Source organism: Haloarcula pelagica (genome assembly GCF_030127105.1).
Lineage (GTDB): Archaea > Halobacteriota > Halobacteria > Halobacteriales > Haloarculaceae > Haloarcula > Haloarcula pelagica.
Genome location: NZ_CP126161.1, coordinates 2222709 through 2246501, shown reverse-complemented (window position 1 = coordinate 2246501; position 23793 = coordinate 2222709). Strand labels below are relative to the sequence as shown.

General features: G+C 68.0%; 26 protein-coding genes and 1 pseudogene. 15 read left to right on the top strand and 12 right to left on the bottom strand.

The features are described from left to right. The first annotated feature begins 77 nt into the window (after positions 1-77). The 6 genes from P1L40_RS11765 to P1L40_RS11740 all read left to right on the top strand — a co-directional run bounded on the left by P1L40_RS11765 (position 78) and on the right by P1L40_RS11740 (position 6188). Complete coding sequence (locus P1L40_RS11765) at positions 78-386, top strand: DUF7573 domain-containing protein (RefSeq protein ID WP_284007204.1); 309 nt, start codon at positions 78-80, stop codon at positions 384-386. 165 nt (positions 387-551) lie between these two features. Then, complete coding sequence (locus tag P1L40_RS11760; RefSeq protein ID WP_284007202.1) at positions 552-1511, top strand: AAA family ATPase; 960 nt, start codon at positions 552-554, stop codon at positions 1509-1511. Continuing rightward, positions 1508-2479 carry a DUF58 domain-containing protein gene (locus P1L40_RS11755; protein WP_284007201.1) on the top strand — a complete coding sequence of 324 codons (972 nt, stop codon included), beginning with the start codon at positions 1508-1510 and terminating at the stop codon, positions 2477-2479. Before P1L40_RS11760 ends, P1L40_RS11755 begins: the two co-directional genes overlap by 4 nt. Further along, positions 2476-4671 (top strand): transglutaminase TgpA family protein, encoded by a 2196-nt coding sequence (locus P1L40_RS11750; protein ID WP_284007199.1) that lies wholly within the window; start codon positions 2476-2478, stop codon positions 4669-4671. Before P1L40_RS11755 ends, P1L40_RS11750 begins: the two co-directional genes overlap by 4 nt. Before the next feature lie 54 nt (positions 4672-4725). After that, entirely contained in the window at positions 4726-5019 is a 294-nt protein-coding gene (gene yciH / locus P1L40_RS11745; protein WP_004516073.1) for a stress response translation initiation inhibitor YciH, read from the top strand. 89 nt (positions 5020-5108) lie between these two features. Beyond that, a complete protein-coding gene (locus P1L40_RS11740; RefSeq protein ID WP_284007195.1) occupies positions 5109-6188 on the top strand; it encodes an ATP-binding protein in 1080 nt (359 codons plus the stop codon). A gap of 34 nt (positions 6189-6222) precedes the next feature. On the opposite strand, the gene P1L40_RS11735 is transcribed toward P1L40_RS11740, so the two are convergent. Continuing rightward, complete coding sequence (locus P1L40_RS11735; RefSeq protein WP_284007194.1) at positions 6223-6642, bottom strand: hypothetical protein; 420 nt, start codon at positions 6640-6642, stop codon at positions 6223-6225. Between the two features lie 69 nt (positions 6643-6711). Next, the gene (gene engB, locus P1L40_RS11730) at positions 6712-7329 is read right to left on the bottom strand and encodes a GTP-binding protein EngB (protein WP_284007192.1); all 618 of its coding nucleotides are present in this window, start codon (positions 7327-7329) and stop codon (positions 6712-6714) included. A 92-nt stretch (positions 7330-7421) separates the two neighbouring features. Between engB and P1L40_RS11725 the strand changes: the two genes are divergently transcribed. The 3 genes and pseudogenes from P1L40_RS11725 to P1L40_RS23565 all read left to right on the top strand — a co-directional run bounded on the left by P1L40_RS11725 (position 7422) and on the right by P1L40_RS23565 (position 10509). Further along, the gene (locus P1L40_RS11725; RefSeq protein WP_284007191.1) at positions 7422-8708 is read left to right on the top strand and encodes a TIGR00341 family protein; all 1287 of its coding nucleotides are present in this window, start codon (positions 7422-7424) and stop codon (positions 8706-8708) included. A 61-nt stretch (positions 8709-8769) separates the two neighbouring features. After that, positions 8770-9477: an SIMPL domain-containing protein gene (locus P1L40_RS11720; RefSeq protein ID WP_284007190.1), complete on the top strand. Its 708-nt coding sequence runs from the start codon at positions 8770-8772 to the stop codon at positions 9475-9477. A gap of 64 nt (positions 9478-9541) precedes the next feature. Then, a pseudogene (locus P1L40_RS23565) lies at positions 9542-10509 on the top strand (calcium/sodium antiporter). Here the strand turns inward: P1L40_RS23565 and P1L40_RS11705 are convergent. Then, entirely contained in the window at positions 10506-11507 is a 1002-nt protein-coding gene (locus tag P1L40_RS11705) for an NOG1 family protein (protein WP_284007188.1), read from the bottom strand. The pseudogene P1L40_RS23565 and the gene P1L40_RS11705 overlap by 4 nt on opposite strands. Positions 11508-11634: 127 nt before the next feature. Between P1L40_RS11705 and P1L40_RS11700 the strand changes: the two genes are divergently transcribed. Beyond that, positions 11635-11955, top strand: coding sequence for an ASCH domain-containing protein (locus tag P1L40_RS11700; protein WP_284007187.1), 321 nt, complete (start codon positions 11635-11637; stop codon positions 11953-11955). A 26-nt stretch (positions 11956-11981) separates the two neighbouring features. On the opposite strand, the gene hisE is transcribed toward P1L40_RS11700, so the two are convergent. After that, positions 11982-12296 carry a phosphoribosyl-ATP diphosphatase gene (gene hisE, locus P1L40_RS11695; RefSeq protein WP_284007185.1) on the bottom strand — a complete coding sequence of 105 codons (315 nt, stop codon included), beginning with the start codon at positions 12294-12296 and terminating at the stop codon, positions 11982-11984. A gap of 36 nt (positions 12297-12332) precedes the next feature. Next, positions 12333-12917 carry a pyridoxal 5'-phosphate synthase glutaminase subunit PdxT gene (gene pdxT / locus P1L40_RS11690; RefSeq protein ID WP_284007184.1) on the bottom strand — a complete coding sequence of 195 codons (585 nt, stop codon included), beginning with the start codon at positions 12915-12917 and terminating at the stop codon, positions 12333-12335. An 87-nt stretch (positions 12918-13004) separates the two neighbouring features. Between pdxT and P1L40_RS11685 the strand changes: the two genes are divergently transcribed. Both P1L40_RS11685 and P1L40_RS11680 read left to right on the top strand, forming a co-directional pair. Further along, positions 13005-14039, top strand: coding sequence for a PrsW family intramembrane metalloprotease (locus tag P1L40_RS11685; RefSeq protein WP_284007183.1), 1035 nt, complete (start codon positions 13005-13007; stop codon positions 14037-14039). 52 nt (positions 14040-14091) lie between these two features. Beyond that, on the top strand, positions 14092-14376 hold the full coding sequence (locus tag P1L40_RS11680; RefSeq protein ID WP_284007182.1) for an amphi-Trp domain-containing protein: 285 nt from the start codon (positions 14092-14094) through the stop codon (positions 14374-14376). 15 nt (positions 14377-14391) lie between these two features. Here the strand turns inward: P1L40_RS11680 and P1L40_RS11675 are convergent, their stop codons facing one another. Beyond that, on the bottom strand, positions 14392-14967 hold the full coding sequence (locus P1L40_RS11675; RefSeq protein ID WP_284007181.1) for a riboflavin synthase: 576 nt from the start codon (positions 14965-14967) through the stop codon (positions 14392-14394). Positions 14968-15125: 158 nt separating this feature from the next. Here P1L40_RS11675 and P1L40_RS11670 point away from each other — a divergent pair, with 158 nt between their 5' ends. Continuing rightward, positions 15126-15287, top strand: coding sequence for a hypothetical protein (locus tag P1L40_RS11670; protein WP_284007180.1), 162 nt, complete (start codon positions 15126-15128; stop codon positions 15285-15287). A 22-nt stretch (positions 15288-15309) separates the two neighbouring features. On the opposite strand, the gene P1L40_RS11665 is transcribed toward P1L40_RS11670, so the two are convergent. Further along, complete coding sequence (locus P1L40_RS11665) at positions 15310-16515, bottom strand: phosphoglycerate kinase (RefSeq protein ID WP_284007179.1); 1206 nt, start codon at positions 16513-16515, stop codon at positions 15310-15312. 131 nt (positions 16516-16646) lie between these two features. Between P1L40_RS11665 and yciH (P1L40_RS11660) the strand changes: the two genes are divergently transcribed. Next, on the top strand, positions 16647-16946 hold the full coding sequence (gene yciH / locus P1L40_RS11660) for a stress response translation initiation inhibitor YciH (RefSeq protein WP_379774393.1): 300 nt from the start codon (positions 16647-16649) through the stop codon (positions 16944-16946). Positions 16947-17007: 61 nt separating this feature from the next. Here yciH (P1L40_RS11660) and gap read toward each other — a convergent pair whose 3' ends face one another. Then, positions 17008-18015 (bottom strand): type I glyceraldehyde-3-phosphate dehydrogenase, encoded by a 1008-nt coding sequence (gene gap / locus P1L40_RS11655; RefSeq protein WP_284007177.1) that lies wholly within the window; start codon positions 18013-18015, stop codon positions 17008-17010. A gap of 204 nt (positions 18016-18219) precedes the next feature. On the opposite strand from gap, the gene P1L40_RS11650 reads away from it, so the two are divergent. Further along, positions 18220-18603, top strand: a complete 384-nt coding sequence (locus tag P1L40_RS11650; protein WP_284007175.1) for an Hsp20/alpha crystallin family protein — start codon at positions 18220-18222, stop codon at positions 18601-18603. A 48-nt stretch (positions 18604-18651) separates the two neighbouring features. Here the strand turns inward: P1L40_RS11650 and P1L40_RS11645 are convergent, their stop codons facing one another. The 4 genes from P1L40_RS11645 to P1L40_RS11630 form a co-directional block, all read right to left on the bottom strand. Continuing rightward, positions 18652-19515, bottom strand: coding sequence for an ATP-grasp domain-containing protein (locus tag P1L40_RS11645; protein WP_284007172.1), 864 nt, complete (start codon positions 19513-19515; stop codon positions 18652-18654). 320 nt (positions 19516-19835) lie between these two features. Then, on the bottom strand, positions 19836-21521 hold the full coding sequence (thsA, locus tag P1L40_RS11640; RefSeq protein WP_284011067.1) for a thermosome subunit alpha: 1686 nt from the start codon (positions 21519-21521) through the stop codon (positions 19836-19838). Between the two features lie 170 nt (positions 21522-21691). After that, entirely contained in the window at positions 21692-22663 is a 972-nt protein-coding gene (locus tag P1L40_RS11635) for an AAA family ATPase (RefSeq protein ID WP_336402187.1), read from the bottom strand. A gap of 164 nt (positions 22664-22827) precedes the next feature. Beyond that, positions 22828-23781 (bottom strand): DUF7351 domain-containing protein, encoded by a 954-nt coding sequence (locus P1L40_RS11630; RefSeq protein WP_284007168.1) that lies wholly within the window; start codon positions 23779-23781, stop codon positions 22828-22830. Positions 23782-23793 lie beyond the last annotated feature (12 nt).

Here is a 23793-nt window from a genome sequence, read left to right as displayed (position 1 = left end):
GCCGTTAGCGGTGGCCCCACTTTGTGTTTCCGTTCGTGGCGAGTCAGCTATTTGCCGCTGGCCCGAGAACGTCGGGTATGGCCGAGGACGCTTCGCTGGACGAGTTTCTGGACGGCGAGGACGACGACACTGTGGAGTCGGCGGCCGACGAGGAACCAGCCGACACGGACCCGGCCGACGAGGTGTCGGCCGGCGGGGAGTCGGTAGAGACGGACTCCACGAGCGAGGGCGTGGCCGAGAGCGAGGACTCCAGCGGTGTCGAGCCCGCGACGACGACCTACGCCTGGACCGGCGACGGGGCGGTCTGTTCGGCCTGTGACGAGGTCGTCGAGCGCCGCTGGGAGCAGGACGGCGCGCTCGTCTGTTCGGCGTGCAAAGCGTGGTAAGCCGAGTGTGTGCGGTAGGTGCGCATCCATCAGAGTTACGTGTACTCACGCCGAAGACGTGAGCACACTGGAACCGCGCATGGAGTGGGCGAACACCTGCGGCGATCCGATCGTCGCCCCGTATGCCCTCCCGTCCCCGGTGTTCGTCGCGCGGGCCACACCAACATGACTGACACGGACACATCACGCGGACAGCAGTCGGACAGTCCCGTACGTGACGCGACACGGGTTGCGACGCGCGTCATCGAGAACGTCGAGGAAGTGATCGTCGGCCACCACGACGAGATCGAACACATCGTCATCGCCCTGCTCGGTCGGGGCCACGTCCTGCTCGAAGACGTGCCCGGCGTCGGCAAGACCATGCTCGCCCGGTCGGTCGCCGCCTCCTTCGACGGGGAGTTCAAACGGGTCCAGTTCACCCCGGACCTGTTGCCGACCGACGTGACCGGCGTCAACGTCTTCAACCAGAAGACCCGGGAGTTCGAGTTCCGGCCCGGCCCCATCTTCGCCAACGTCGTCCTGGGCGACGAGATCAACCGCGCCCCGCCGAAAACCCAGTCGGCGCTGCTGGAGGCGATGGAGGAGGGACAGGTCTCGGTCGACGGGACGACCCACGCCGTCCCGAGTCCGTTCACCGTCATCGCCACGCAGAACACCGTCGAGCGAAATCGCGCCTACGACCTGCCGATGGCCGAACTCGACCGGTTCATGACGAAGCTCCACCTGGGCTATCCGGGCGCCGACGAGGAGTCGGCGATGCTGGGCGAGGTCGTGGGCCACCATCCCATCGAGGAACTGACCTCGGTGGCGACCTTGGAACAGCTCTCGGCCGCACAGGCCACCGTCGCCGAGGTGACCGTCGAGGAGCCGATCCGGACCTACGCGACCCGGCTTGCCCGCTTTACCCGCGAACACGCCGAACTGGGCGTGAGCCCGCGCGGGAGCATCTCGCTGCTCCGGGCCGCACAGGCCCGGGCGGTGCTCGAAGGCCGCGAGTACGTCGTCCCCGACGACGTCCAGACGGAAGCCCCGGTCGTGCTCCCCCACCGGATCCGGACCGACAGCAGCGACCAGTCGGCCGAGGGACTCGTCCGGGAGGCCTTAGACAGCGTCCCCGTCGAATGAGACCGACACGCCGGGGACTGGCCGTCCTGCTCGTGGCGGCCGGCGCGTTCGCGATGGGGACCCGCTACGGACAGCCGGGGCTCAACGCCGTCGCCGGCCCCGCGGTCGTGCTCGTCCTCGCGGCGACGGGCCAGGTGCTGTGGGCCGGCCCGCCGACCGTCGACCGTGAGAAACCCCGACGGGGGTACCCCGGGGACGAGCGGACCGTCGCGTTCAGTGCAGACGGGAGCGGGATCGCGCGGCTGATCGACGGCGTGCCAGACGGCGTCGACGGCGACGGGCGCGTCACCCGCTCGCTGCCCGCGACGGTCCGGTACGACGTGACCTACACCGACCGCGGCACACAGCAGTTCGGCCCGATCGAGGCCGTTGTCACCGACCCGCTGGGGCTCGTCCGCCGGCGGTTCACGGTCGATGCGACGACCGAGACGCTCGTCTACCCGCCGGTGTACCGGATGGGCGGCCCGGAAGCGTTCTCGCGGACGCTGGCACCCGACGCCGAGGACCGCCAGGCGTTCGACCGCCTGCGCGAGTACGTCCCCGGGGACTCGCTGCGCGACGTGCACTGGAAATCCAGCGCCAAACGGGACGACATGCTCGTCAAGGAGTTCGCCGACCACCACAGCGACCAGGGACTACTCGTCGTCGGGGAGGCCGACGACGGCTGCGACGACGAGATGGCCGCCGCCACGGCGACGGTCGCGATGGGCGCGCTGGAGGCGGGGCTGACCGTCGAGCTATCGGTCCCCGGCGGAACCGTCCCGAAGGGGTACGGCGACACCCACCGGACCCGGTTGCTGGAGACGCTGGCCCGGACCGGCGCCGGCGAGACCGGCCGTGCGGACGCGGCCGACATCCTCGTGCGTGCCCGCGACGACGGCGTCACCGTCACCGTCGAGGGACGCCGCCACCGCTTCGCGGACGTGACGACAAGCCGTGAGAACCCGCTGGTCGGAGGGGAAGCGTGAGCGCGACGAGTCGGCTCCGGGAGCGCCTGCCCGACGAGCCCCGCCTGTTCGCGCTGTTGTCGGTCGCGCTGGTCCTCGGTGCGCCCCTGCGGACGATGTACCACCTCATCGATGTCGTCGGGTCACCGACGCTGTTTCTCGTGCTGGTGGCGCTGGCACTGCTGTGTGCGACCCTGCTCGCCCGAGTGTTGCGGCCCGGCTTCGCCATCGTCATCGGCGTCGCGCTGTTCGGGGCCGGCATCGCGTGGTACGTGACGAACCTCTCGACCGACCCCGAACTGGCCGCGCTGGTCCGGGACACCGTCGCGCTGGTCACGGGTCGGTCGCTGCTCCAGATCGCCAACGTCAGGCTGTGGGTGCTGTCGTTCGCGCCCGCGCCCGTCTTCCTGACGTGGTACTTCGCGCTGCGGCGGTGGTACGTCACCGCGACAGTCAGCGCCGGGACGACGCTTGCCTTCTTCGTCCTGACGACCGACGCCGGCCTGGTGACGACGCTTTTGGGCGTGGTCGGTGCCGTCGCGACGCTCGGCTTCGGGAACCTGGACGTGATCGACAGGACCGCCGAGACCGTCGTCGAGAGCGACGACAGCGACTCCGCTGACGGCATCGACGCCAGCCGCCGGGCGGTGCTGGAACAGCTCGCGGCGGTGATCATCGTCCCGTCGATCGCCTCGACGATCCCCTCCGTCGCCGGGAGTTCGCTGTCCTTTACCGACGACACGGACGGCCCGACCATCGAGACGAGCCTGATCAACGCGGACGAGACGCTGTCGGTCCAAGGCGACATCTCGCTGACGCCGACCGTGCGGTTCACCGTCGAGAGCGACGAACCCCGCTACTGGCGGGTGGCGGCCTACGACCGCTACACCGGCGACGGCTGGGTCCGGACCGGCAGCAACCGCTCGTACGGCGGCGGCCGGCTGTCGGGACCGGCAGGTGACAGCCGGACGCTGCGCCAGTCCTTCGAGGCCGAGTCCGCGGTCGCGACCGTCCCGGGCGCCTGGAAACCCGTTCGCTACCGCGGGGACCCCGGCTTCGAGGTGACGGCCCACGGTGGATTCCAGCCCAGCGCGGGGCTGTCGGCCGGCGACAGCTACGAGGTCACCTCCGAGGTCCTGGTGGCGACCCCACAGCAACTCCGGGAGGCGGGGACCGACTACCCGGACCAGGTCCGCGAGCGCTACCTCCAGTTGCCCGACAGCACGCCCGAGCGGGTCGGCGAGCGGACGGCGACGCTGACGGCGAACGCCGAGAACCCCTACGAGACGGCACTGGTCGTCGAGCAGTGGCTCTCGAACAACCGGGAGTACTCCCTCGAGGTCGACCAGCCAGACCGGGACGTGGCCGACACCTTCCTGTTCGAGATGGACCGGGGCTACTGCGTGTACTTCGCGACGACGATGGTCGTCATGCTCCGCACCCGGGGCATCCCGGCCCGGCTGACGGTCGGCTACACGCCCGGCGAGCGGGTCGACGAGGAGCGCTGGGTCGTCCGCGGGCTGAACTCCCACGCCTGGGTCGAGGCGTACTTCCCCGAGCAGGGGTGGGTCCGGTTCGACCCGACGCCCAGCGGTCCGCGCGAGCAGGCCGAGCAGAGCCAGCTCCAGGACGCGCGGGGCGCCTCGGTGCCCAACGTCGACACCGGTCAGACCGGCGGCGAGGAGTTCAGTCCGACACCGACGCCGACGCCACCGCCGCTGACCGAGACGCCACAGAACAACACCACGGAGACGGGGCCGACGCCGACGCCGCTACAGCCCGGCGGTAGGACGCCGTCGGGACCGAGCGGTATCACCACCGACAGCGGAGGGTTCGCCAGCGACATCGACCTCCCCTCCCGGGAGGAGACGACGCTTGGCCTCGTCGCCCTGCTCGGTGTCGCCGCGGGCGCTCGCCGGAGCGGGCTCTCCGAGCGGCTCTACCGGGCGGTGTGGGTCAGGTATCAGCGCCGGGTCGATCCCGAGACCGACATCGAACGGGCGTTCCAGCGTGTGCTGTACGTCCTCGGCCGGGAGGAGCGGCCACGGCGGGACGGCGAGACGGTGCGGGCCTATCTCGACGCCGTCGACGCCGACCCGCGAATCCGTCGACTGGCACGGCTGCGCGAGCGAACGCGCTACGGCGGCGTGGTCGACGAGACGATCGCCGACGAGGCCGTCGAACTCGCCGACGAGGTCGTCTCCGAGCGGTAAGCCTCGGTTTCCCCCGACAGTGTTTAATAGCAAGGTTTCGTACTGCCCGGTGTAATGTCGGAAGTCTGCTCGACGTGCGGGTTGCCTGAGGAGCTCTGCGTCTGCGAAGACGTGGCCAAGGAGTCCCAGGAGATCAACATCCGCATCGACGAGCGCCGTTACGGGAAAGAGGTAACGATCATCGAGGGGTTCGACCCGAAAGATGTCGACATGGACTCCCTGTCTTCGGACCTGAAGTCCAAGTTCGCCTGCGGCGGGACGGTCGAAGACGGCCAGATCGAACTCCAGGGCAACCACACCGGTCGCGTCGAGGACTTCCTCCGCGACAAAGGTTTCAACGTCGCCTGATCACCAGACTTCCCTTCTGCGGTTCGTGACCGACCCCCCAGTGGCAACGACCCAAGAACGTTTTTCACCGTGGATCACGCCACACAGGTATGGAGAGCGCTCGGGTCGCCGAGGAGTCGCCGGCCGGTGTGATGCTGTTTGGCGGGCTGTTGCTCTTTGCGGCGGTGTTCCATCACGTCGACGAGTTGCTCCTGCTTGACAACCCTGTCGGACCGGCGCTGGCGCTGCTTCTCGACGGGACGCCGGCGGTAGTGCTCGTCCTCGCCGGGTATCGGCTCTGGCAGTCGTCGCTCAATCCAGCGGAGCGCTGGACGGTCTCCACCTGGACGGTCGTCGGGAGCGTCGCCGGCGGCCTCGTCATCGGTGGGACGCTCGCGGTTCGCGCCTACGAGGGCCGACCGCTCGTCGAACCGGTGTTTCCGCTGTTGACGAGCCTCGGGGTGGGCGGCGTCGCCGGCGCCGTCGCTGGCTACTTCAACGCGCGGGCACAGCGGGACGCGCGGCGTGCCGCAGTCCTGACCGACGCGCTCTCGTTCGTCAACAGCGTCATCAGGCACGACCTCCTGAACGATCTCACCACCATCCGTGGGCACGCGGATGTCCTCGCAGAGGGCCACCGACCGGAAAGCGTCGAGACGATCAGCAGGAAGACGGACGAGGCGACCGAGCGCATCGAGACCAGCCGATCGATCGTCGAGACCGTGACCGGCGACGGCGCCTTAGAACCCGTAGATCTGACGGTCCCGATCGAGGAAGTCGCCGCACAGACCCGCGAGACGACGCTGGCGACGGTGACGACCGACTGTCCGGAGACGGCGACGGTTCGGGCCAACCGGGGGCTCCGCTCCATCGTCGACAACCTCGTCGAGAACGCCGTCGAACACGCCGAGGGAACAGAGCCGCGAGTCCACGTCGCCGTCACGCAGACCGACGAGACCGTCCGCCTGGCCGTCGCGGACGACGGTCCGGGCATCGACGAAGCGACCGCCCGGGCGTTGTTCGACGATTCCTCGGGGGCGGCGAGCGGGTTGAGCATCGTCGATCGCCTCGTCGCGGCCTACGACGGCGAGGTCTGGGCGGTGCCCCGGCCCGAATACGACGGACTGGGCGCGCCCGACTGGGACGAGGACGACGGGATAGTGTTCGTCGTGGATCTCCCGAGCGCCTGAGCGGCGGCCAGGTGCGGTCGGAGACGACGCCCGATCAGCGCAGCGTCCACAGGCCGAAGCGACCGAGCCAGTGGTCGGCCCCGGTTCGGACGAGGGCTTCGGCCATCCCGACGCCGACGGCGACACCCAGCAACAGCGGCCAGACGGTCAGATACGACGAGAGCGGGTGGAGGTGCGTGCCGTAGCGCCACTGCCAGACCGTCTCGCCCAGTATCCACAGCGTCATCAGCGCTGGCGTGACCAACGACAGTCTGAGCAGCAGATACACCGGAACGGCGCCGGTCAGGAACATCCCGCCGCCGGCAAAGAGGAACCCGACGACGACGGTCGGCAGCGAGTCGTCGGCGAAGGACACACCCGACGAGAAGAGCCAGGCGAGGACGACGACGGCGTAGACGATGCCACACGCCGTGGAGATGGCGCCGGCACTGTGGCGGGAGGGCAGTTGGACCATGTTCCCGAGCACTGCCGCCGGCCACAAAAAGTCGATCGGTGGCTGTGTCGGGAGATCGGCGACAGCGCCTCAGAAGAACTGGAAGAGGTCGTCCCGCTGGGCGTCGTGGAGGTGGGTCCGGACCGCCTCGCTCAGGGCGTCGATGTTCCCCCGTTTGGCGCTGATCGGCGCGATCGTCTCCTGCCACTGCTGCCAGGGCGGGTGCAGTCCCAGGCGGTCACAGAGGTCGTTCAGCCGTTCGTCCTCGTCGTCGACCTTGTCCATCTTGTTGACGGCGACGACCGGTTCGACGCCGACCTCCCGGAGGAAGTGAAACAGTTCGACATCGTGGGGGATCTCGTCGGGGCCGGAGTGACGGTCGATGATGTCGACCGCCGCTTTGCCGTCGACGACGAGGACGCCCACGATGATCTCCTCGGCGTGGCGCTCGACGTACCGGACGACATCGGTCTTGATCTGTTCGCGGACCTCGTCGGGGACGCCCTTCATGAAGCCGAAGCCGGGCAGGTCGGTCAGTACGAAGTCGGGACCGGTCCAGTCGTAGTGGTTCGGGCTGCGGGTGACGCCGGGGTTCTGGCCGGTGTCGAACGTGTGGCCGGTCAACTCTCGCATCAGCGTCGACTTGCCGACATTGGAGCGGCCGACCAGTACCACCTCGCTGCCGCGGTCGGGGCGTGACTCGAACATACCCCGTCTACTCCGCCGACCGGGAAAAGCGCGTCAGTTTCCGCGTGGTCCCGACAGGCGCCTTTTTACCTCCGGAGAGCGGACCGACAGCCGTGCGGCTGGTCCAGATCACGATTCCGACGGGCAAGCGGGACGCGGTGCTCGATGTCCTCGAAACCGAGGGGATCGACTACGTCCTCAACGACGAGACGAGCGGCCGGGAGTTCACCGCCGTCGTCTCCTTCCCGTTGCCGACGAACGCCGTCGAACCGGTCCTCGAACAGCTCCGGGCGGTCGGCATCGACGACGACGCCTACACCGTCGTTCTGGACGCCAACACGGTCATCTCCGAGCGGTTCGAGGAGCTGGAAGACCGGTACGCCGAGGAGGAGGACGAGGACCGGATCGCCCGTGAGGAACTGACCGCCAAGGCCCGCGACCTGGCGCCGTCGCTGCCCATCTACGTGATCATGACCGTCATCAGCGCGGTCATCGCCACCGCCGGCCTCCTGCTCGACTCGCCGGCGGTCGTCGTCGGCTCGATGGTGATCGCGCCGCTGATCGGGCCGGCGATGACCGCGAACGTCGGCACCGTCGTCGACGATCACGACCTGTTCGTCCGCGGGGTCAAACTCCAGGCGATCGGCCTGCTCGTGGCGATCGCCAGCGCGACCGCGTTCGCGACGCTGGTGCGCTATGCCAACGTCATCCCGCCGCTGGCCGACGTGACCTCGGTCGGTCAGGTCCGCGAGCGGGTCGCGCCGGACTTCCTCTCGCTCGTCGTCGCGCTGGGCGCCGGTGCCGCGGGGGTGCTCAGTCTCACCAGCGGCGTCTCGACGGCGCTGGTGGGCGTGATGATCGCCGTCGCGTTGATCCCGCCGGCGGCGACGGTCGGCATCGGGATCGCGTGGGGCCAACCGCTCGTGAGCCTGGGATCGGGCGTGTTGGTGCTCGTGAACGTCCTCTCGATCAACCTCGCCGTGCTCGTGGGCCTGTGGTACCAGGGGTACCGGCCCGAACACTGGTTCCGGGAGGGCGACGCCCGCTCGGCGACGCTCCAGCGCATCGGCGTCCTCGTCCTGTCGATCCTCGTGCTGTCGGCGTTTCTGGGCGGCGTGACGTTCGATTCGTTCAACCGCGCGACGACCGAGGAGGAGATCCGAACGGGGATCGAGTCGAGCGTCGACGGCCGCACCGAGGTGCTCGGCGTCGAGGTCGAGTACACGAACACGGCCATCTTCCAGCAGCCCCAGCAGGTCGTGGTCACCGTCGGCCTCCCGCCCGGCGCGAACGGGGCGCCCCCAGGACTGGCCGAGGAGTTCGACACCGTCGCCGACCGGGCCGCCGGCCGGAACGTCGAGACAGAGGTCCACTACGTCACCGTCGAACGCGCCGGCTAACGGTCAAGCTCTGTTTTGAGCGTGCGATGACATAAATACGACTGGGAGCGTTCCCCCAGTTATGGACGCGAAACTACTCGCGGTCGGCGGTGCAGTGGTACTGCTCGCGGTCGGTGCGGTCGGCCTGACGGTCGGCGACACCCAGACGGCGTCACCTGACAACGCGACGGTCAGCGTCAGCGCGACCGCCGAGGTCGAGCGGACGCCCGACCGGGCGGTCGTGACCGTCGCGGCCGTCGGACGGGGTGACACCGCCGAGGCAGCGCGCAACGCCCTCAGCGGCGACGCCCAGTCGATCCAGGAGGCGCTCAGAGACGAGGGCGCGACGGTGACCTCCTCGCAGTTCCGGATCGAACCAGAGTACGAGCGCACCGAGACCGGCCGTGAACAGGTCGGCTACATCGCGGTCCACACCATCGAGGCAGAGACGGGCGACGTGAACACGACCGGGACGCTCGTCGACGCGGCCGTCGACGCCGGCGCCGACCGCATCGAGGGAATCCGGTACGAACTGAACGAACAGACCCGGCAGGACGCCCGCGAGGACGCCCTGCGGACGGCGATGGACCGCGCCCGTGCGGACGCGGACACGGTCGCCGACGCGGCGGGCCGCTCGGTCGGTGAAGTCGCGACGATCCAGACGAGCCAGCGCAACGACTACGTCGTCTACGCCGAGGCCGCGACGGCCGACGCGGGCGGGCGGACGACCATCGAACCGACGACGATCACTGTCGACGCGTCGGTCCAGGTGACCTACGGACTGGACTGACGCCAGTTCCGAGCGATCGGGGCGAACGTTCATTTTCCAGCCGCCAGTGAGAGACCGGTAGACAATGGTCGCAGGCGGCCCCGTCGTCCAACTCGGTGTGATCGCTGTCTCCGTGCTCGGCCTCTGGGCGGGCGCGAGACTCCTCGTGGACGCTGTGGTCCGGCTCGCCCGCCGGTTCGGGCTGTCGGACCTCACGATCGGACTGACGATCGTCGCGGCCGGGACCTCGACACCGGAGCTAGCCGTCTCGGTCGACAGCGCCCTGAAGGGGTTGGGCGACATCGCCGTCGCGAACGTCCTCGGCTCGAACATCTACAACCTGGCGTTCATCCTCGGTGTCGTCTCGCTGATACGGGTGCTCCCGGTCACCGAGGGGCTCGTCCGCCGGGACGGCGTCGCCCTGCTGGGGAGTGTCCTCCTCGGCGGCGGCGTCCTGATCGACGGCGCCGTGACCCGGATGGAGGGCGCCGTCCTGGTGGGATCGTTTCTGGCGTACACGACGTATCTCCTCCGGACCACGACAGCGGACGGCTCCGCGGGCGCCGACCCCGCGGACGCGGTGACACGGGCGGTCACCGAGCGGGTGTCGTTCCGCGGCCGTGACGCCCTGTTGCTGGTCGCCGGCTGGCGCTCGTCCTCGTCAGCGGGGACTACATGGTGCTTGCGGCGTCGGCGCTGGCCCGTGGCGCCGGGATCTCCGAGTGGGTCATCGGTGGCACGATCGTCGCCGCCGGCACGTCGACCCCGGAGTTCGCCGTCTCGCTGGTGGCGATCCGGCGCGGGAGCGTCGGCGTCTCCGTCGGCAACGTCGTCGGCAGCAACATCTACAACAGCACGGCGATCGTCGGCGTGGCGGCGCTCGTCCGCCCGCTCGCGGTCAGCGGGACGGCGACGGAGACAGTGCTGTGGCTGGGAGGGGTCTCGGTCGCCATGGTCGCGGCACTGTGGACCGGGCGCGTGCTGTCCCGCCTGGAGGGTGCGCTGTTCACGGCCTCAGAGCTGGTCCGGTGGGCGCTGGGACTGCTGGGTTAGGACTCCTCGTCGAAGGGGAGTTCGAGTTCGTAGTCGACGGCCTCGACGGCGGCGTCGAGGACGCCCTCGACGTTGTCGCCCTCGGTGACGCTCATGTAGTGGTCGGCCTCGACATCCGTCGAGAGGTCGCTCTTGTTGGCGACCGTGAGGACGGGAACGTCGAACCGCTCGGCGATGGCGTCCCGGAGTTCGAGTTGCTGGTCCAGCGGGTAGCCACAGTTGCCGGTCGGGTCCAGCAGGACCAGGACGGCGTCGGCGGCGTGTTCCAGCGCGCTGACGGCCTGGGACTCGATCTCGTTGCGTTCCTCCGGGGGCCGGTCGAGCAGACCCGGCGTGTCGACGAGCTGGTAGCGGATGCGACCGTCCTCGAAGTGACCGACCCGGATCCGGGTCGTCGTGAACGGGTACGCGGCGATCTCGTTGTCCGCCCGGGTGACGCGGTTGACGAAGGAGGACTTCCCGACGTTGGGGTAGCCGGCGACGACGATCGTCGGCTCGTCGGGCCGGATGTCGGGGAGCACTTTCAGCGCGTCACGCGCGGTCGAGACGGCAGCCAGGTCGTCCGCGACCTGTTCGACGACATCGGCCATGCGGGCGAAGGCCTGCTTGCGGAGTTTGCGGGCGGTGTCTTTGTCCCCGCGGACCAGCCGACCCTCGTACTCCTGGCGGATCTCCGTGGCCTTCCGGCCGGCCCAGGAGACCCGCGAGAGGTGCTGTTTCAGTTCGTCGATGCCCCGTTGCTCGTCGCTCTCGGCGGCGTCGCTGACGATGGCGTCGGCCAGTTCCACGTAGAACGGGTTCAGGTCGTCGATGGTCGGCCAGGACTGGGCGACGTTTTCGAGGTTGTCCGAGACGATGTTCGAGGCGGTCATCAGCATCGACTGCTGGGCCTCGACGCCGTCTTTGGCGCCGCCGGCCCGGGTCGCCCGCGAGAACGCCTTGTCCAGAATCTCCTCGGATGTCGGCGTCGTCGGTAGATCTTCGAAGGGATGGCTCATTGACACCGGGTAGACGGTGACGGGGTAAAAGCGCGTCCACTCGACGATAACCGTGCGAGCGGTGGTCACGACCCGCCAGATCGTCGCGCCCCCGACCGCTTTTGTCCCTCGCGCCCTGGGGTCCGGTATGGCACACGTCGACGCCGGCGAGATCCTGCCGAACGAGCACGTCCAGCGGATGGCCGCCGAGGGGCGGGTCACACAGCTCCACCGCGGCCACGCCTACGCCGAGGAAGGCGACACCTTCGAGATCGACGGGACCCGCTTCGAGGTGACCGACGTGACCGAGCGGACGCTGGGCGACCTGACCGACGAGGACGCGCGCCGCGAGGGGTCCGAGGACCTCGACGCCTACCGCGAACGCCTCGCCCGCGTCCACGACTCCTTCGAGTGGGACGACGACAGCGAGGTCGTGCGCCACCGGTTCGAACCCGTCGGCGACGAGTGACCGCACCGCTGTCGGGGCCGACGCGTCTACCGCCGCTCGGCCAGTTCGTCCAGTAGCTCCTCGACATCCATCCCCTTCATCGACAGCACGACGAGCAGGTGGTAGACGATGTCGGCGGCCTCGTGGGCGATCTCCTCGCGGTCGTCGTCCTTGGCGGCCAACACGAGTTCGGTCGTCTCCTCGCCGAGTTTCTCCAGGACGGCGTTGTCCCCCTTCTCGTGGGTGAACAGCGAGGCGGTGTAGGAGTCCTCGGGCAGCGTCTCCTTGCGGTCCTCGATGACCGCGAACAGTTCCCGGACGATATCGGCATCCGCGGGGGCGTCGGCGTCGCTGTCGCTCATGTCCGATCGTCGGCGGGCGAGCGTTTCAACCCGTCGCTACGCCTCGAAGAAGGCCAGATCGTGGATCCGCGGGTCCTCTGTCAGTTCCGGGTGGAAGGAGGTCCCGACGACGGGGCCGTCCCGGACCGCCACCACGCGGTCGTCCCAGGTCGCCAGCACGTCAACGTCGTCGCCGACGTAGTCGATCAGCGGCGCCCGGATGAACACGGCCGGGAACGGCTCGCCCAGCCCGTCCACGTCGAGTGCGGCCTCGAAGCTGTCTCTCTGGCGGCCGAAGGCGTTGCGTTCGACGGTGACATCGAGGAGGTTCAGCGTGTCTACCCGGTCGTCGTGGGCGTCGCTGGCGGCGACGATGAGCCCCGCACAGGTCGCGAGCACGGGCTTGCCGGCCGCGACGTGGGCCTCGATCTCCTCGTCGATGCCGATACGGTGGATGTGCCGCGAGATGGTCGTCGACTCGCCGCCCGGCATGAGCAAGACATCACAGTCGGGGACGAGCCCCGCCTCGCGGATCTCGACGACCTCGGCCGCCTCGTCGTGGGCTGTGGCGGCCCGTTCGATCGCCGCCGCGTGCTCCGAGACATCGCCCTGGACAGCGAGTACACCCGCCCGAAGAGTCATATCACGCGGTACGGGAGCGGGGGTCAAAACCCTCTCGTCTCGGTGACAGTGCCAAACCGTTAGGTAGCGCGCGGTCTGAACGGGCGTATGGCACGGCGACGGCGGGACCCGGTCGAAGCGAACGCCGATCCATCCGAGGATCTCTACGAGATCGCGGACTGGGAGCCCCGCTCGGTGCTCGACCGGTTCGCCCACTGGTTCTACCACGTCTCCCTGCGGACGATCCGATGGCTGACGGTCCTGCTGGCGATCGTCATCCTCGGGCTCCAGATCGCGTTCGGGAGCCTGGGCGCGATCGGCGACCAACCCGTCGTCGCCGGGATGGCGCTGCTGTCGGCGGTGCCGGCCCTGGCGCTCGCGGCCTACATCTGGTACGCCGACGTGACGACCCAAGAGCCCCTGACGCTGCTGGTCGGGACCTTCCTGCTCGGGGTGCTGTTCGCCGGCTTCGCCGGGCTTCTCAACGTCTTCATCGGCGGCCCGGTCCAGGCGATCGGCTCGGGTTTCGGGCTCTTCCCGCCGGCCGGCCAGTTCTTCTTTTTCTTCCTGGTTGTCGGTCCCGTCGAGGAGAGCGTGAAACTGCTCGCGGTGCGCCTCTACGCGTTCCGTGACGACCGCTTCGACGCGGTCATCGACGGCGCGGTGTACGGCGCCGCGGCGGGACTGGGCTTTGCGACCATCGAGAACGCGCTGTATATCACCCAGAACACCGAGATCGTCAGCGGGACGCTCCGGACGATCGGCGAGACGAGCGGGATCACCGCGATCCGGGCGCTGGCGGGGCCGGGCCACGTCATCTATTCGGCGTTCGCCGGCTACTACCTCGGGCTGGCGAAGTTCAACCCCGAGGACGCCGGGCCGATCGTGGTCAAGGGCCTGCTCATCGCGGCGCTCATCCACGCGACGTACAACACGCTGGCGAGCCCGGTAACCATCGTCCTCTCGGAGGTGTACAACGTCAACTACCTCGTCGCTTTCTTCGGGTTCGTGGTCGTCTACGACTCGGTGTTCGCGCTCGTCTTGGTGCGGAAGCTACGGGCGTACCGACAGGCGTACTCCCGGGCGCACGACACCGACGACGGTTCACACCACCGGGCCGAACAGACCGAGTTCGAGCCCTGAAGGCGGGCGCAAGCGGTGGGCTTAGCTGTCTCCAGCGGGAAGGGCCACGACGATGTCGGACGATACATCCGAACGGACGACGATCCGCACCGGCCGCGAGTTCGAACAGACGTTTCGCCTCGACGCGAGCGAGGCGGGCGCGTTTCTCGTCGACCTGGGCGAACAGCTCCAGCAGGACGACGAGCTCACCCTCACGACCGACGAGTGGGAGCTTCCCTTCGCCTTCGGCGAGCCCGTCGAACTGCAAGTGGACTTCGACGGCGTCGACGACCCGGAGCTCGAACTGGAACTGGAACTGCCCGGTCGGACCGACGAGTCCGCACCGCAGGTCGAGTAGCGACGCGGCTGCCGTTCAGACGAGCTGTTCGACGTACTTGGCGACGACATCGACCTCCAGGTGGACGGGGTCCCCGACCGACTTCTCCGAGAGGGTCGTCTCGTCGTAGGTCGTCGGGATGATCGCGACATCGAAGTGGTCGTCGCCGCGGGCCGCGACGGTGAGGCTGATCCCGTCGACGGTGATCGACCCCTTCTCGACGAGGTAGTCCCGCTGGGCGTCGGGCAGCGAGAAGGAGAACGTCCAGTCTTCTCCCTCCTGTTCGATACCGACGACCTCGGCGGTGGCGTCGACGTGCCCCTGGACGATGTGGCCGTCGAAGCGGCCGTCGGCGGGCATCGCCCGTTCGAGGTTGACCCGGTCACCCTCGCGGATCTCACCGAGAAACGTCCGGGCGAGCGTCTCGCGGGCGAGAAAGACCTCGAACCAGCCGTCGCCGAACGCCTCGACGGTGAGGCAGGCGCCGCTGACGCTGATCGACTGACCGTGCTCGAACTCCCCGAACGGCGCGTCGATCCGGAGCCTGCGGCCCCCCTCGTCTTCTTCGACTGCCGTTACCTCGCCGGTCGCCTCGACGATGCCGGTGAACATACGCTTCGTAGGTCCGAGCGCGCGGAAAGCCCTTCGTTTCCGGTGGTCGCCACCGACGGCAGGGACGGGGACGCGATCGAACGTGTAACTCGCATCCGAGTTACTTTTATTCACCGTCGAGCGCAAAGAATTTATCCGAGACGGGAGTACCGGCGGCTATGCCATCGAAGGGCACGGCAGTGACCCGCGACGACGACAGCGACTGGACAGCGCGACACGCCCGGCTCCGCCCCCGGGAGCGACGGCCGTTCGTCGCCGACGCCGACGACCGCGAGGACACGTGGGACCGCCGTCACGCGGAGACGAAACGCACCGCCTGAACACCCCGCCAGGGAGCAGTTCTCAGCGCTGGAGGACCTCGACGCCGACGAGTTTCGCGCCGGTCAGCGCACGGATGTACGCGCCGCCCGCGATCGAGACGTGGCCGAACTCCTCTTCTTCCATGCCGTACATCTCGATCGCGCGGGAGGTGTCGCCGCCGCCGACCACGGAGAAGCAGTCGGTCTCGGCGATGGCTTCGAGCACGCCGGCGGTACCGACCGAGAAGCGTTCGTCCTCGAACATCCCGAGCGCGCCCTTCACGAAGACGGCCTCGGAGTCGCGGATGATCGGCGAGTACTCCATGACGGTCTCAGAGCCCACGTCCAGGTACGAGACGGTCTTCTCCTCGATGTCCGCGACGGCCTGTTCGGCGCGGTCGCCCTCGTCGTCCTCGTAGGCCAGGTCCACGGCCAGCGTGATCTGGTCGCCGTGTTCGTCGAGCATCGCCTCGATCTTCTCGCTGTTCTGTTCCCACTGCTCGTCGTAGAGGTTCGCGTCGTCGATGTCGTAGCCGACCGGGACGCCCGCCGCACGCAGGAACAGTTCGCCGGCGATTCCGCCCAGCAAGAAGTCGTCGACCTTCTCGTCTAAGTGGGTCATCACGTCGATCACGTCGGTCGCTTTCGTCCCGCCGACGACCATCGTGACGTTGCCCTCGAACTCCTTCTCGGCGATGGCGGTGTTTGCCTCGTACTCGGTCTCCATCACTCGGCCGGCGTAGGCGTCCATCACGAGCGGGAACCCGACGAGCGAGGCGTGCGAGCGGTGGGCCGCCGAGTAGGCGTCGTTGATGTAGGCGTCGAACTCGCCTTTCAGCGTCTGGACGAACTCGGTCTGGGCCTTCACTTCGGGGTCCTCCTCGGGGAGTTCGTCGTCGCACATCCGGGTGTTCTCCAGGACGAGCACGTCGCCGGCCTCCAGATCGGCGATGTCGTGGATGGCCTGTGGGCCGTAGGTCTCGTCGACGAAGGCGACTTCCTGGTCGATGTGGTCCGCGAGGATGTCGGCGTGCTGTTCGAGCGAGACGAAGTCGTCCCGGCCGGGCCGGCCCTGGTGGGCCATGACAGCGACCTCGAAGTCGCGGTCGATCAGTTCGCGGATGGTCTCGGTGTGGCGGTCGAAGCGACGGTTGTCCTGTACCTCGCCGTCCTCAACCGGCGAGTTGAGGTCGAGGCGGACGAGGACGCGCTGCCCGTCCTCGATGTCGTCGAGCGTCTGGAACGTCATGTGCGAGGGAACACTCGCCGCGTGTATAGTCGTTTCCGAGTCCGCCGCGGCGGTCCGGACCGGCCCGGCTCGTCCGTCCGGGACGCGCCGACCGACCCCTTTTCTCCGTCGAGCCCCTCTCTTTAGACGCATTGAGTCAGGATTTCACAGACATCACGGGACTCCCCGAGGAACTCGGTCTCGGGGACGACCTCGCCAGTTCACAGCAGCGCGTCACTATCAGCGTCGACACCCGCCGGTACGGCAAACCGGTGACCGTCGTCGCGGGGTTCGATCCGTCGGCGGTGGACCTCGCGGCCCTCGCCTCGACGCTGAAACGCCATCTCGCGGTCGGCGGCACCGTCGCCGAGGACCGCATCGAACTCCAGGGCGAGCACGGGGACCGACTCCGTGCGGCCCTCGCAGACGAAGGTTTCACTGTCGAGACCTGACGGAACGCGACACTATCGGTCGGCGTCCGATCGCAGAAAAACGTGCTACCGAGCGACAGCGTTACTGCTCGGTGATGTACTGCGCGACATCGAGCATCCGGCACGAGAAGCCGTACTCGTTGTCGTACCAGGTCAGGATCTTCGTCATCCCGTTGACGACGTTCGTCGAGCCGAGATCGACCTGGGAGGAGTAGGGGTCACCGAGGATGTCCGAGGAGACGATGTCCTCGTCGGTGACGCCCAGCACGCCCGCCAGTTCGCCGGCGGCGGCGTCCTCGAAGGCGGCGTTGACATCCGCCTCGGTCACGTCCTCGTCGAGGTCGACGACGAACTCCGTGATCGAACCGTTCGGGACCGGGACGCGGATGGCCATGCCGTCGAGCTTGCCCTCCAGTTCGGGCAGGACCTCGGTGGTCGCCTGCGCGGCGCCCGTCGAGGTCGGGATGATGTTCTCGGCGGCCGCACGGCGGCGCCGGGGCTTGCTGTTGGGGCCGTCCATCAGGTTCTGCGAGCCGGTGTAGGCGTGGACGGTCGTCAGCTGCCCGGCCTCGATGCCGAACTCGTCGTCGAGCACCTTCGCGACGGGCGTGATGGAGTTGGTCGTACAGGAGGCGTTCGAGACGACATCCTCGCCGTCGTACTCGTCGTGATTGACGCCGTAGACGAGCTGTTTGACCGGCTCCTCGCCCTTCGGGGGCGCCGAGATCAGCACCTTGTCGGCGCCCGCTTCGAGGTGCTGGCTGGCGTCTTCCTTGGTGCGGAAGATGCCCGTGGCCTCGAAGGCGACATCGACATCGAGGTCGTCCCAGGGGAGCTGGGTCGGGTCGGTCTCGTGGAAGACACCGGCCTCGAAGTCAGTGCCCTCGACAGAGAGGACGCCGTCCTCGACGCCGGCGCTGTCGAGTTTGCCCATGACAGTGTCGTACTGTGCGAAGTAATCGATCTCGTCGTCGTCCATCACGTCGTTGATCCCGACGATCTCGACGTTGTCGTTCTCCAGCGAAGCACGGAATACGTTCCGGCCGATCCGGCCGAAGCCGTTGAGGCCGACGCGAACTGGGTCGCTCATACCGCCTAGAACCCCGCCGGTTCAGAGTAAAGAGTTTTCGGAGTTGGCGCGGGATACTGTTCGTTTGTGCGCGTTATGTACCGAACAGAACGCGATCGGTGCGACCGTTTCCCACAGGAGTTCCCCGGAGGTCGACACCCCGACCGCGAGATACTGACCCCGTCAGAAGGCTTTTGGGACGGACGACCCTACCGTGGAGTAGTAATGAAGCGTGACGACGACGACCCGTTCGACGAGTTCTTCCGGGAGATCGAACGGATGATGGACGAGATGATGGGGGCCGAGGGGGATGTCCACATCGACCGTGATACGAGTACCGACGGCGGGAACATCCACGTCGATGTCCACGAAACCGACGACGAGGTCCGCGTCGTCGCCGACGTACCCGGCGTCCAGAAGGAGGCGATCGACCTGAAGTGTGACGGCACGGTACTGACCATCGACGCCGGCAGCCACGACCGGGAGTACCACGAACGGCTCACGCTCCCCAGCCGCGTCGACGAACACTCCGCCTCGGCGACGTACAACAACGGGATCCTCGAAGTTACCTTCGACCGCGAAGAGGACTCGGCAGACATCGAGCTCTGACGGTCGCTTTTTATTTCGTCCGGTGTGCCCGTTTCGCTCGCGAGATACTCACCGCTGTGCGGTCCGCTCGATCAGTCCCGCTAGATCGTCCCAGAACCCCGCTTCGTACTTCGTCGCGCTGTCGATGGTCGGTCTGGCGTTGGTCTCGTTGACGACCGCACGGTCGTCGGTGACGAGCAGGTCCACACCGAGATAGTCGATGTCGAGTACGTCAGCCGCTCGCTCGGCCAGTCGGCGGTGCTCCCTGGGGAGTGTGACGCCCGTCGCCTCGGCGCCGCGGTGGACGTTGTGCTTCCAGCGGCCCCGGTCGCGGTCGTCGGCCGGGAGTCGCCGCTCGACGGCCCCGACGTACTCGCCGTCGACGACCATCGCCCGGTAGTCCCTGGCGTCGGGGAGGTACGCCTGGACGAGAAAAGAGCGGTCGCCGGTCGCGCGATAGTCGTGGACCAGATCGAGGTAGTCCGCGATGCCCAGGAAGGAATCGAGGTCGTGAGCGATCGTGACACCGACGCCGCGGGTCGTGGAGTTTGGTTTGACGACGACCGGCGGTCCGATCCGTTCGAAGGCGGCGGCGAGGTCGGCTTCGTCGGCCGGGTTCGACACGACGACCGTCTCGGGAACCGGCACGTCCGCTCGTCCGAGTCGCGTCAACACGTCGGCCTTGTTCCGCGAGCGCAGGATCGCCTCGCGGTCGTTGACCCACGGGACCCCCAGCATCGCGTCGGCGACGGCCCCCTCCATGATCCGTGACGGGTAGACGAAGCCCACGTCGTACTCCTCGAAGGGTGATCCGGCGAGCGGAATCGCCCGTTCGGCGGTCTCGACGTGGCCGACCTCGATACCGCGCTCGGAGAGTGGGTCCTGCAGCCGCTCGAAGGTCTCCGCCTGGGTCGCGACGGCGAGTCGGAGCATCCAGCGGACCAAGGGCCGGTCGCTACAAAGACCTGTCTGAGTCGAGTGTGGCCAGGGCAGGCGAGCCTGCTCGGCGGAGGGCGACTCTGGAGTCAACCACGAGCCGTGCAGCTATGGAGACGTGCGAATAGAGTGGCGCTCTCAGCAAGCGGGACAGAACGGTAGTAGTCGGGGCCATCCGGCCCGCTGCGCGCCGGTTCGAAAGCGGCGAAGCACGACTGAGGACGCGAAGCGTCCGAAAAAGCTGCAAAACGTGGGTTTCGGTCGCGTGTCGCTTCTCCCGTTCGCGTGTTCGGAGCGTCTCGTTACGCTCGCCGCTCCTACATCATGCCGCCCATGCCGCCGCCCATGCCGCCCATGCCGCCCATGCCGCCGGCGCCGGGTGCGCCGCCGGGGCCGCCTGGGCCGCCTTCCTCGTCGTCGTCGTCGCCCTGGCCACCCTTGAGGTCGCCAGCGGCGATGACATCGTCGATGCGCAGGATCATCACTGCGGCTTCGGTCGCGGATTCGATCGCCTGGGTCTTCACGCGGAGGGGCTCGACGACGCCGTCCTCCTCCATGTCGACGATGTCGCCGGTGTAGGCGTCCAGACCGGCGGCGATGTCGCCACCGTCGTGCTTGGAGCGCAGGTCGACCAGCGAGTCGATGGGGTCGTGGCCCGCGTTCTCGGCGAGGGTGCGCGGGATCACGTCGATAGCGTCGGCGAAGGCCTCGACGGCGAGCTGCTCGCGCCCACCGACGGAGTCGGCGTGGTCACGCAGGCCGAGGGCCAGTTCCGTCTCGGGGGCACCGCCGCCGGGCAGGACCTTGCCGTCCTCCAGCGTGGCGGCGACGACGCCGAGCGAGTCCTCGATGGCGCGCTCGACTTCGTCGACGACGTGTTCGGTGCCGCCGCGCAGGATCATCGTGACGGCCTTTGCGTCCTCGACTTCCTCGACGAAGATGCGCTCGTCGCCGGCGATGTCCTTCTGGGCGACCGAGCCAGCGAAACCGAGGTCCTCGCTGGTGATGTCGTCGATGTTCGAGACGATGCGGGCGCCCGTCGAGCGCGAGAGCGCGTCGATGTCGGACTTCTTGGCGCGGCGGACCGCCAGGATGCCCTCCTGGGCGAGGTAGTGCTGGGCCATGTCGTCGATACCCTTCTGGCAGAAGACGACATCGGCGCCGGCCTCGGCGAGCTTGTCGACGTACTCCTTGAGCTGGGCCTCTTCCTGGTCGAGGAACTGCTGGAGCTGGTCGGGGTCGGTGACGTTGACCTCGGTGTCCAGCTCGGTCTCGGGGACCTCGATAGCCGTGTCGAGCAGCGCGATGTCGGCGTCCTCGACGGCGAAGGGCATGTTGTCGTGAACGCGCTCCTTGTCGACGATGACGCCTTCGACGAGTTCGGACTCGTCCGTGGCGCCGCCGACGACGGTCTCGACCTGGACGTTGTCGGTGTCGACGGTGCCGTCGTCGTCGGCGACGGCCTGGGCCGCGCGGACGACGAGTTCGGCCAGCACGTCCTTCGAGGACTCGGCGCCCTTGCCGGTCATGGCGGTACCGGCGACCTTCTCCAGGGTCTCGGTGTCGTCGGCGTCGACCTCGATGGCGTTCTCTTCGAGGATCTCCTTTGCCTTCTCGGCGGCCTGGCGGTACCCCTGGGCCAGGATGGTGGCGTGGATGTCCTGGTCGAGCAGTTCCTCGGCCTTCGAGAGCAGTTCACCGGCGATGACGACGGCCGTCGTCGTGCCGTCCCCGACCTCGTCCTCCTGGGTCTGGGCGACCTCGACGATCATGTTCGCGGCGGGGTGTTCGATGTCCATCTCGTCGAGGATGGTGACGCCGTCGTTCGTGACGACGACGGACCCGGAGTTGTCGACGAGCATCTTGTCCATCCCCTTCGGACCGAGTGTGGTCCGAACGGACTCGGCGACGGCCTTGCCGGCCGTGATGTTCATCGACTGTGCGTCTTTGCCGGATGTCCGCTGGGACTCCTCGGAGAGTACGATGAGGGGCTGGTTGCCCATCTGCTGTTGAGCCATGTTCAGGACGATGATTGATTGTCCTTCTATATAAATCTACTGGAGGTGTGCCGGGAGGCCGTCACAGACGGCGCCAAAGTGGTATGTGAGAGCGTACCGTGGGCAGTTTAAGTACGTATTCGGCGGATCGGCGCTCGGCAGCGATTCCCGCCCGCTTACCGGCTCATCCCGAACCGGCGGTGACGGAGTTCGGGCGTGATCGTGATGCGGTCGATGTCCTGGCCCGTGCGGTACCAGACGAACGCGGCCCGGGTGAACAGTTCGCGACACTCGATCCGGACCTCGCGGGGGTTGCCCTCGGTGCGCTCGTGGATGTCCTCGATTGCGCCTCGGGTAAAGAGGTCCGGCGCCCCCCCGTCGTACTCTTCGCCCCGGAAATACGCCAGCGACCGGGCGATGTACTCGGCGATGTCGCTCGGCGAGAACGGGTCGATCCCCTCGTAGTAGCGCAGTCGGGAGTCCAACGTTCCGCGGATCTCGGCGACGCGGCGCTTGCCCTCGGGCGTCCCCGAGAGGAACAGGCGGACGCCGGCGTCACCGGCGACTTGCAGGGGCGAGAGCAGGTCGGCGTCGAGCACTTCGATCTCGTCGACCACGAGCAACAGCGTTCGGTCGTCCTCGCGTACCCGCCGGACGACCTCGCGGACGGCCTGCTTGGCGTCCGCGGTCGCCCACGGGATGCCGTTGCGGACCTGCGAGTACCGGCCGAAATCGACCGAGTAGCCCGCGGAGTAGCCGGCGGTGAGGATCGTCTGGTAGAGCTTGCGGGCGGTCGTCTCGCCGGGGTTGTCCAGGTGGGTGACGACGAAGCGGTCGTGTTTCCCGAGATCCCGGAGGACGATCTCGCGGAACGCGGACTTCCCGGAGCCGTAGGGGCTCACGAGGCCGATGTGCTGGTCCTGAAGGAGCCAGGACGTGACCTGGTTCAGCATCTCCGTGTCGTGGCGGACGTACAGCGGTTCCGGCATGTGGTCCAGCCCGGCCTCCTCGGTAAAGGGGAGGTCCGTCACGTCTTCGGCGGGACCGCCCAGGGCCTCGCCGAAGGACAGCAGGCGCTGTTCGACTTCTTCGAGCTGGTCCAGCAGGACCCCGTCGGTGACCGAGTCGGAGTCTGCGTCCGTGCGGATCTGTTCGAGCTTGTCGACGACTTCGGCGACGGTCCGGCCGGTGTCACTGTCGGTGTCCGTTCCGCCCGAACCGGTGCTATCCTTTCCCACGATGTTCTTTGAGTGCCTTGACCGGCTGTCGGATTATATGTTACGCCCGTCGGCCGGCTGGATGGGGCGGAGTGTCACTGGCGGTCACGTTCGACCCCTCGGACCGCCCCCGTCTCGTCGACGGCGACGACCAGCGTCTCGCCGTCACGCCGGGCACGGACCGAGAGACGGGTCGGGTCGGACGACTCGACGGTGACGGCCGCGTCGCTGGCGGCGAACGGGAGCGTCCACGGCCGGGTCCGTCGGAGGTCGACGCCGTGGTCGTGGTAAAACCCCACGACCGCGGGGTGTGCCAGCAGGAGGCTACCGACTGTCGGGAAGTCGGGCGCGTGACAGGCCGTACACCGGCAGTAGACGAGCGGCTGTGGCACCGTCCGGGCGCGGTCGGCGTCGGGCGGGAGGACGACGCGGCGCTCGACCGAGCCGGAACAGCGGGGACAGACGCCGGTCGCGAAGATGCCCCGTTCGTGGTGGGCACGGCTGGCGACCGCTCGCAGGAGGCCGGCGTCGGTGTGGCTCTCGACCCCGCGAGCGGCGACGTGCATCTGCTCGTAGCCGATACCGCAGTCGGGACAACTCAGTTCGAAGAACTGTTCGTCGGTGTAGACCGCCCGGAGCGTCGCCCCGCAGGCCAGACAGTCCGCGTCCGCGTCGAACGCCCGGCCGACTCCGTCGGTTTCGAGCTTGGTCGAGGCCATGTGGTCCGCGAGCAGTCCCAGCCATGTCAGCCGGTACCGGTCGTCGGCCTTCCGGACGAACGTCCCGAGCAGCTCGTTGAGGTGGTAGTTGAACTGGCCGTTGTCGCGGATGTCGGTCGCGGCTTTCAGCTCCGAGTAGCTCTTCGTCGGCGGGCCGACGGCGTCCGCGGTATACACCTGGCGGTCGGTCAGCCCTGCCGGGTCGTGACCGTCCTCACCCGGAGCAGCGAGCGCCCGCATGATCGCCATTCGGTGCTCGTTTGCCAGCAGCGAGAAGGTGGCCGCGGCGACGGCGGGTCGGCCCTCGCCGTCCTCGCGTTCGCCGTCCATGACAGCACGGTT

Coding starts and splice junctions, on each gene's coding strand:
- P1L40_RS11720 (WP_284007190.1), top strand. CDS start 8,770: ATGGACGCGAAACTACTCGCGGTCGGCGGTGCAGTGGTACTGCTCGCG.
- engB (WP_284007192.1), bottom strand. CDS start 7,329: ATGTTCGAGTCACGCCCCGACCGCGGCAGCGAGGTGGTACTGGTCGGC.
- P1L40_RS11650 (WP_284007175.1), top strand. CDS start 18,220: ATGAAGCGTGACGACGACGACCCGTTCGACGAGTTCTTCCGGGAGATC.
- P1L40_RS11735 (WP_284007194.1), bottom strand. CDS start 6,642: ATGGTCCAACTGCCCTCCCGCCACAGTGCCGGCGCCATCTCCACGGCG.
- thsA (WP_284011067.1), bottom strand. CDS start 21,521: ATGGGCAACCAGCCCCTCATCGTACTCTCCGAGGAGTCCCAGCGGACA.
- P1L40_RS11685 (WP_284007183.1), top strand. CDS start 13,005: ATGGCACGGCGACGGCGGGACCCGGTCGAAGCGAACGCCGATCCATCC.
- P1L40_RS11665 (WP_284007179.1), bottom strand. CDS start 16,515: ATGACGTTCCAGACGCTCGACGACATCGAGGACGGGCAGCGCGTCCTC.
- hisE (WP_284007185.1), bottom strand. CDS start 12,296: ATGAGCGACAGCGACGCCGACGCCCCCGCGGATGCCGATATCGTCCGG.
- P1L40_RS11680 (WP_284007182.1), top strand. CDS start 14,092: ATGTCGGACGATACATCCGAACGGACGACGATCCGCACCGGCCGCGAG.
- P1L40_RS11755 (WP_284007201.1), top strand. CDS start 1,508: ATGAGACCGACACGCCGGGGACTGGCCGTCCTGCTCGTGGCGGCCGGC.
- P1L40_RS11700 (WP_284007187.1), top strand. CDS start 11,635: ATGGCACACGTCGACGCCGGCGAGATCCTGCCGAACGAGCACGTCCAG.
- P1L40_RS11760 (WP_284007202.1), top strand. CDS start 552: ATGACTGACACGGACACATCACGCGGACAGCAGTCGGACAGTCCCGTA.
- P1L40_RS11705 (WP_284007188.1), bottom strand. CDS start 11,507: ATGAGCCATCCCTTCGAAGATCTACCGACGACGCCGACATCCGAGGAG.
- gap (WP_284007177.1), bottom strand. CDS start 18,015: ATGAGCGACCCAGTTCGCGTCGGCCTCAACGGCTTCGGCCGGATCGGC.
- P1L40_RS11630 (WP_284007168.1), bottom strand. CDS start 23,781: ATGGACGGCGAACGCGAGGACGGCGAGGGCCGACCCGCCGTCGCCGCG.
- yciH (WP_004516073.1), top strand. CDS start 4,726: ATGTCGGAAGTCTGCTCGACGTGCGGGTTGCCTGAGGAGCTCTGCGTC.
- pdxT (WP_284007184.1), bottom strand. CDS start 12,917: ATGACTCTTCGGGCGGGTGTACTCGCTGTCCAGGGCGATGTCTCGGAG.
- P1L40_RS11670 (WP_284007180.1), top strand. CDS start 15,126: ATGCCATCGAAGGGCACGGCAGTGACCCGCGACGACGACAGCGACTGG.
- P1L40_RS11645 (WP_284007172.1), bottom strand. CDS start 19,515: ATGCTCCGACTCGCCGTCGCGACCCAGGCGGAGACCTTCGAGCGGCTG.
- P1L40_RS11740 (WP_284007195.1), top strand. CDS start 5,109: ATGGAGAGCGCTCGGGTCGCCGAGGAGTCGCCGGCCGGTGTGATGCTG.
- P1L40_RS11675 (WP_284007181.1), bottom strand. CDS start 14,967: ATGTTCACCGGCATCGTCGAGGCGACCGGCGAGGTAACGGCAGTCGAA.
- P1L40_RS11765 (WP_284007204.1), top strand. CDS start 78: ATGGCCGAGGACGCTTCGCTGGACGAGTTTCTGGACGGCGAGGACGAC.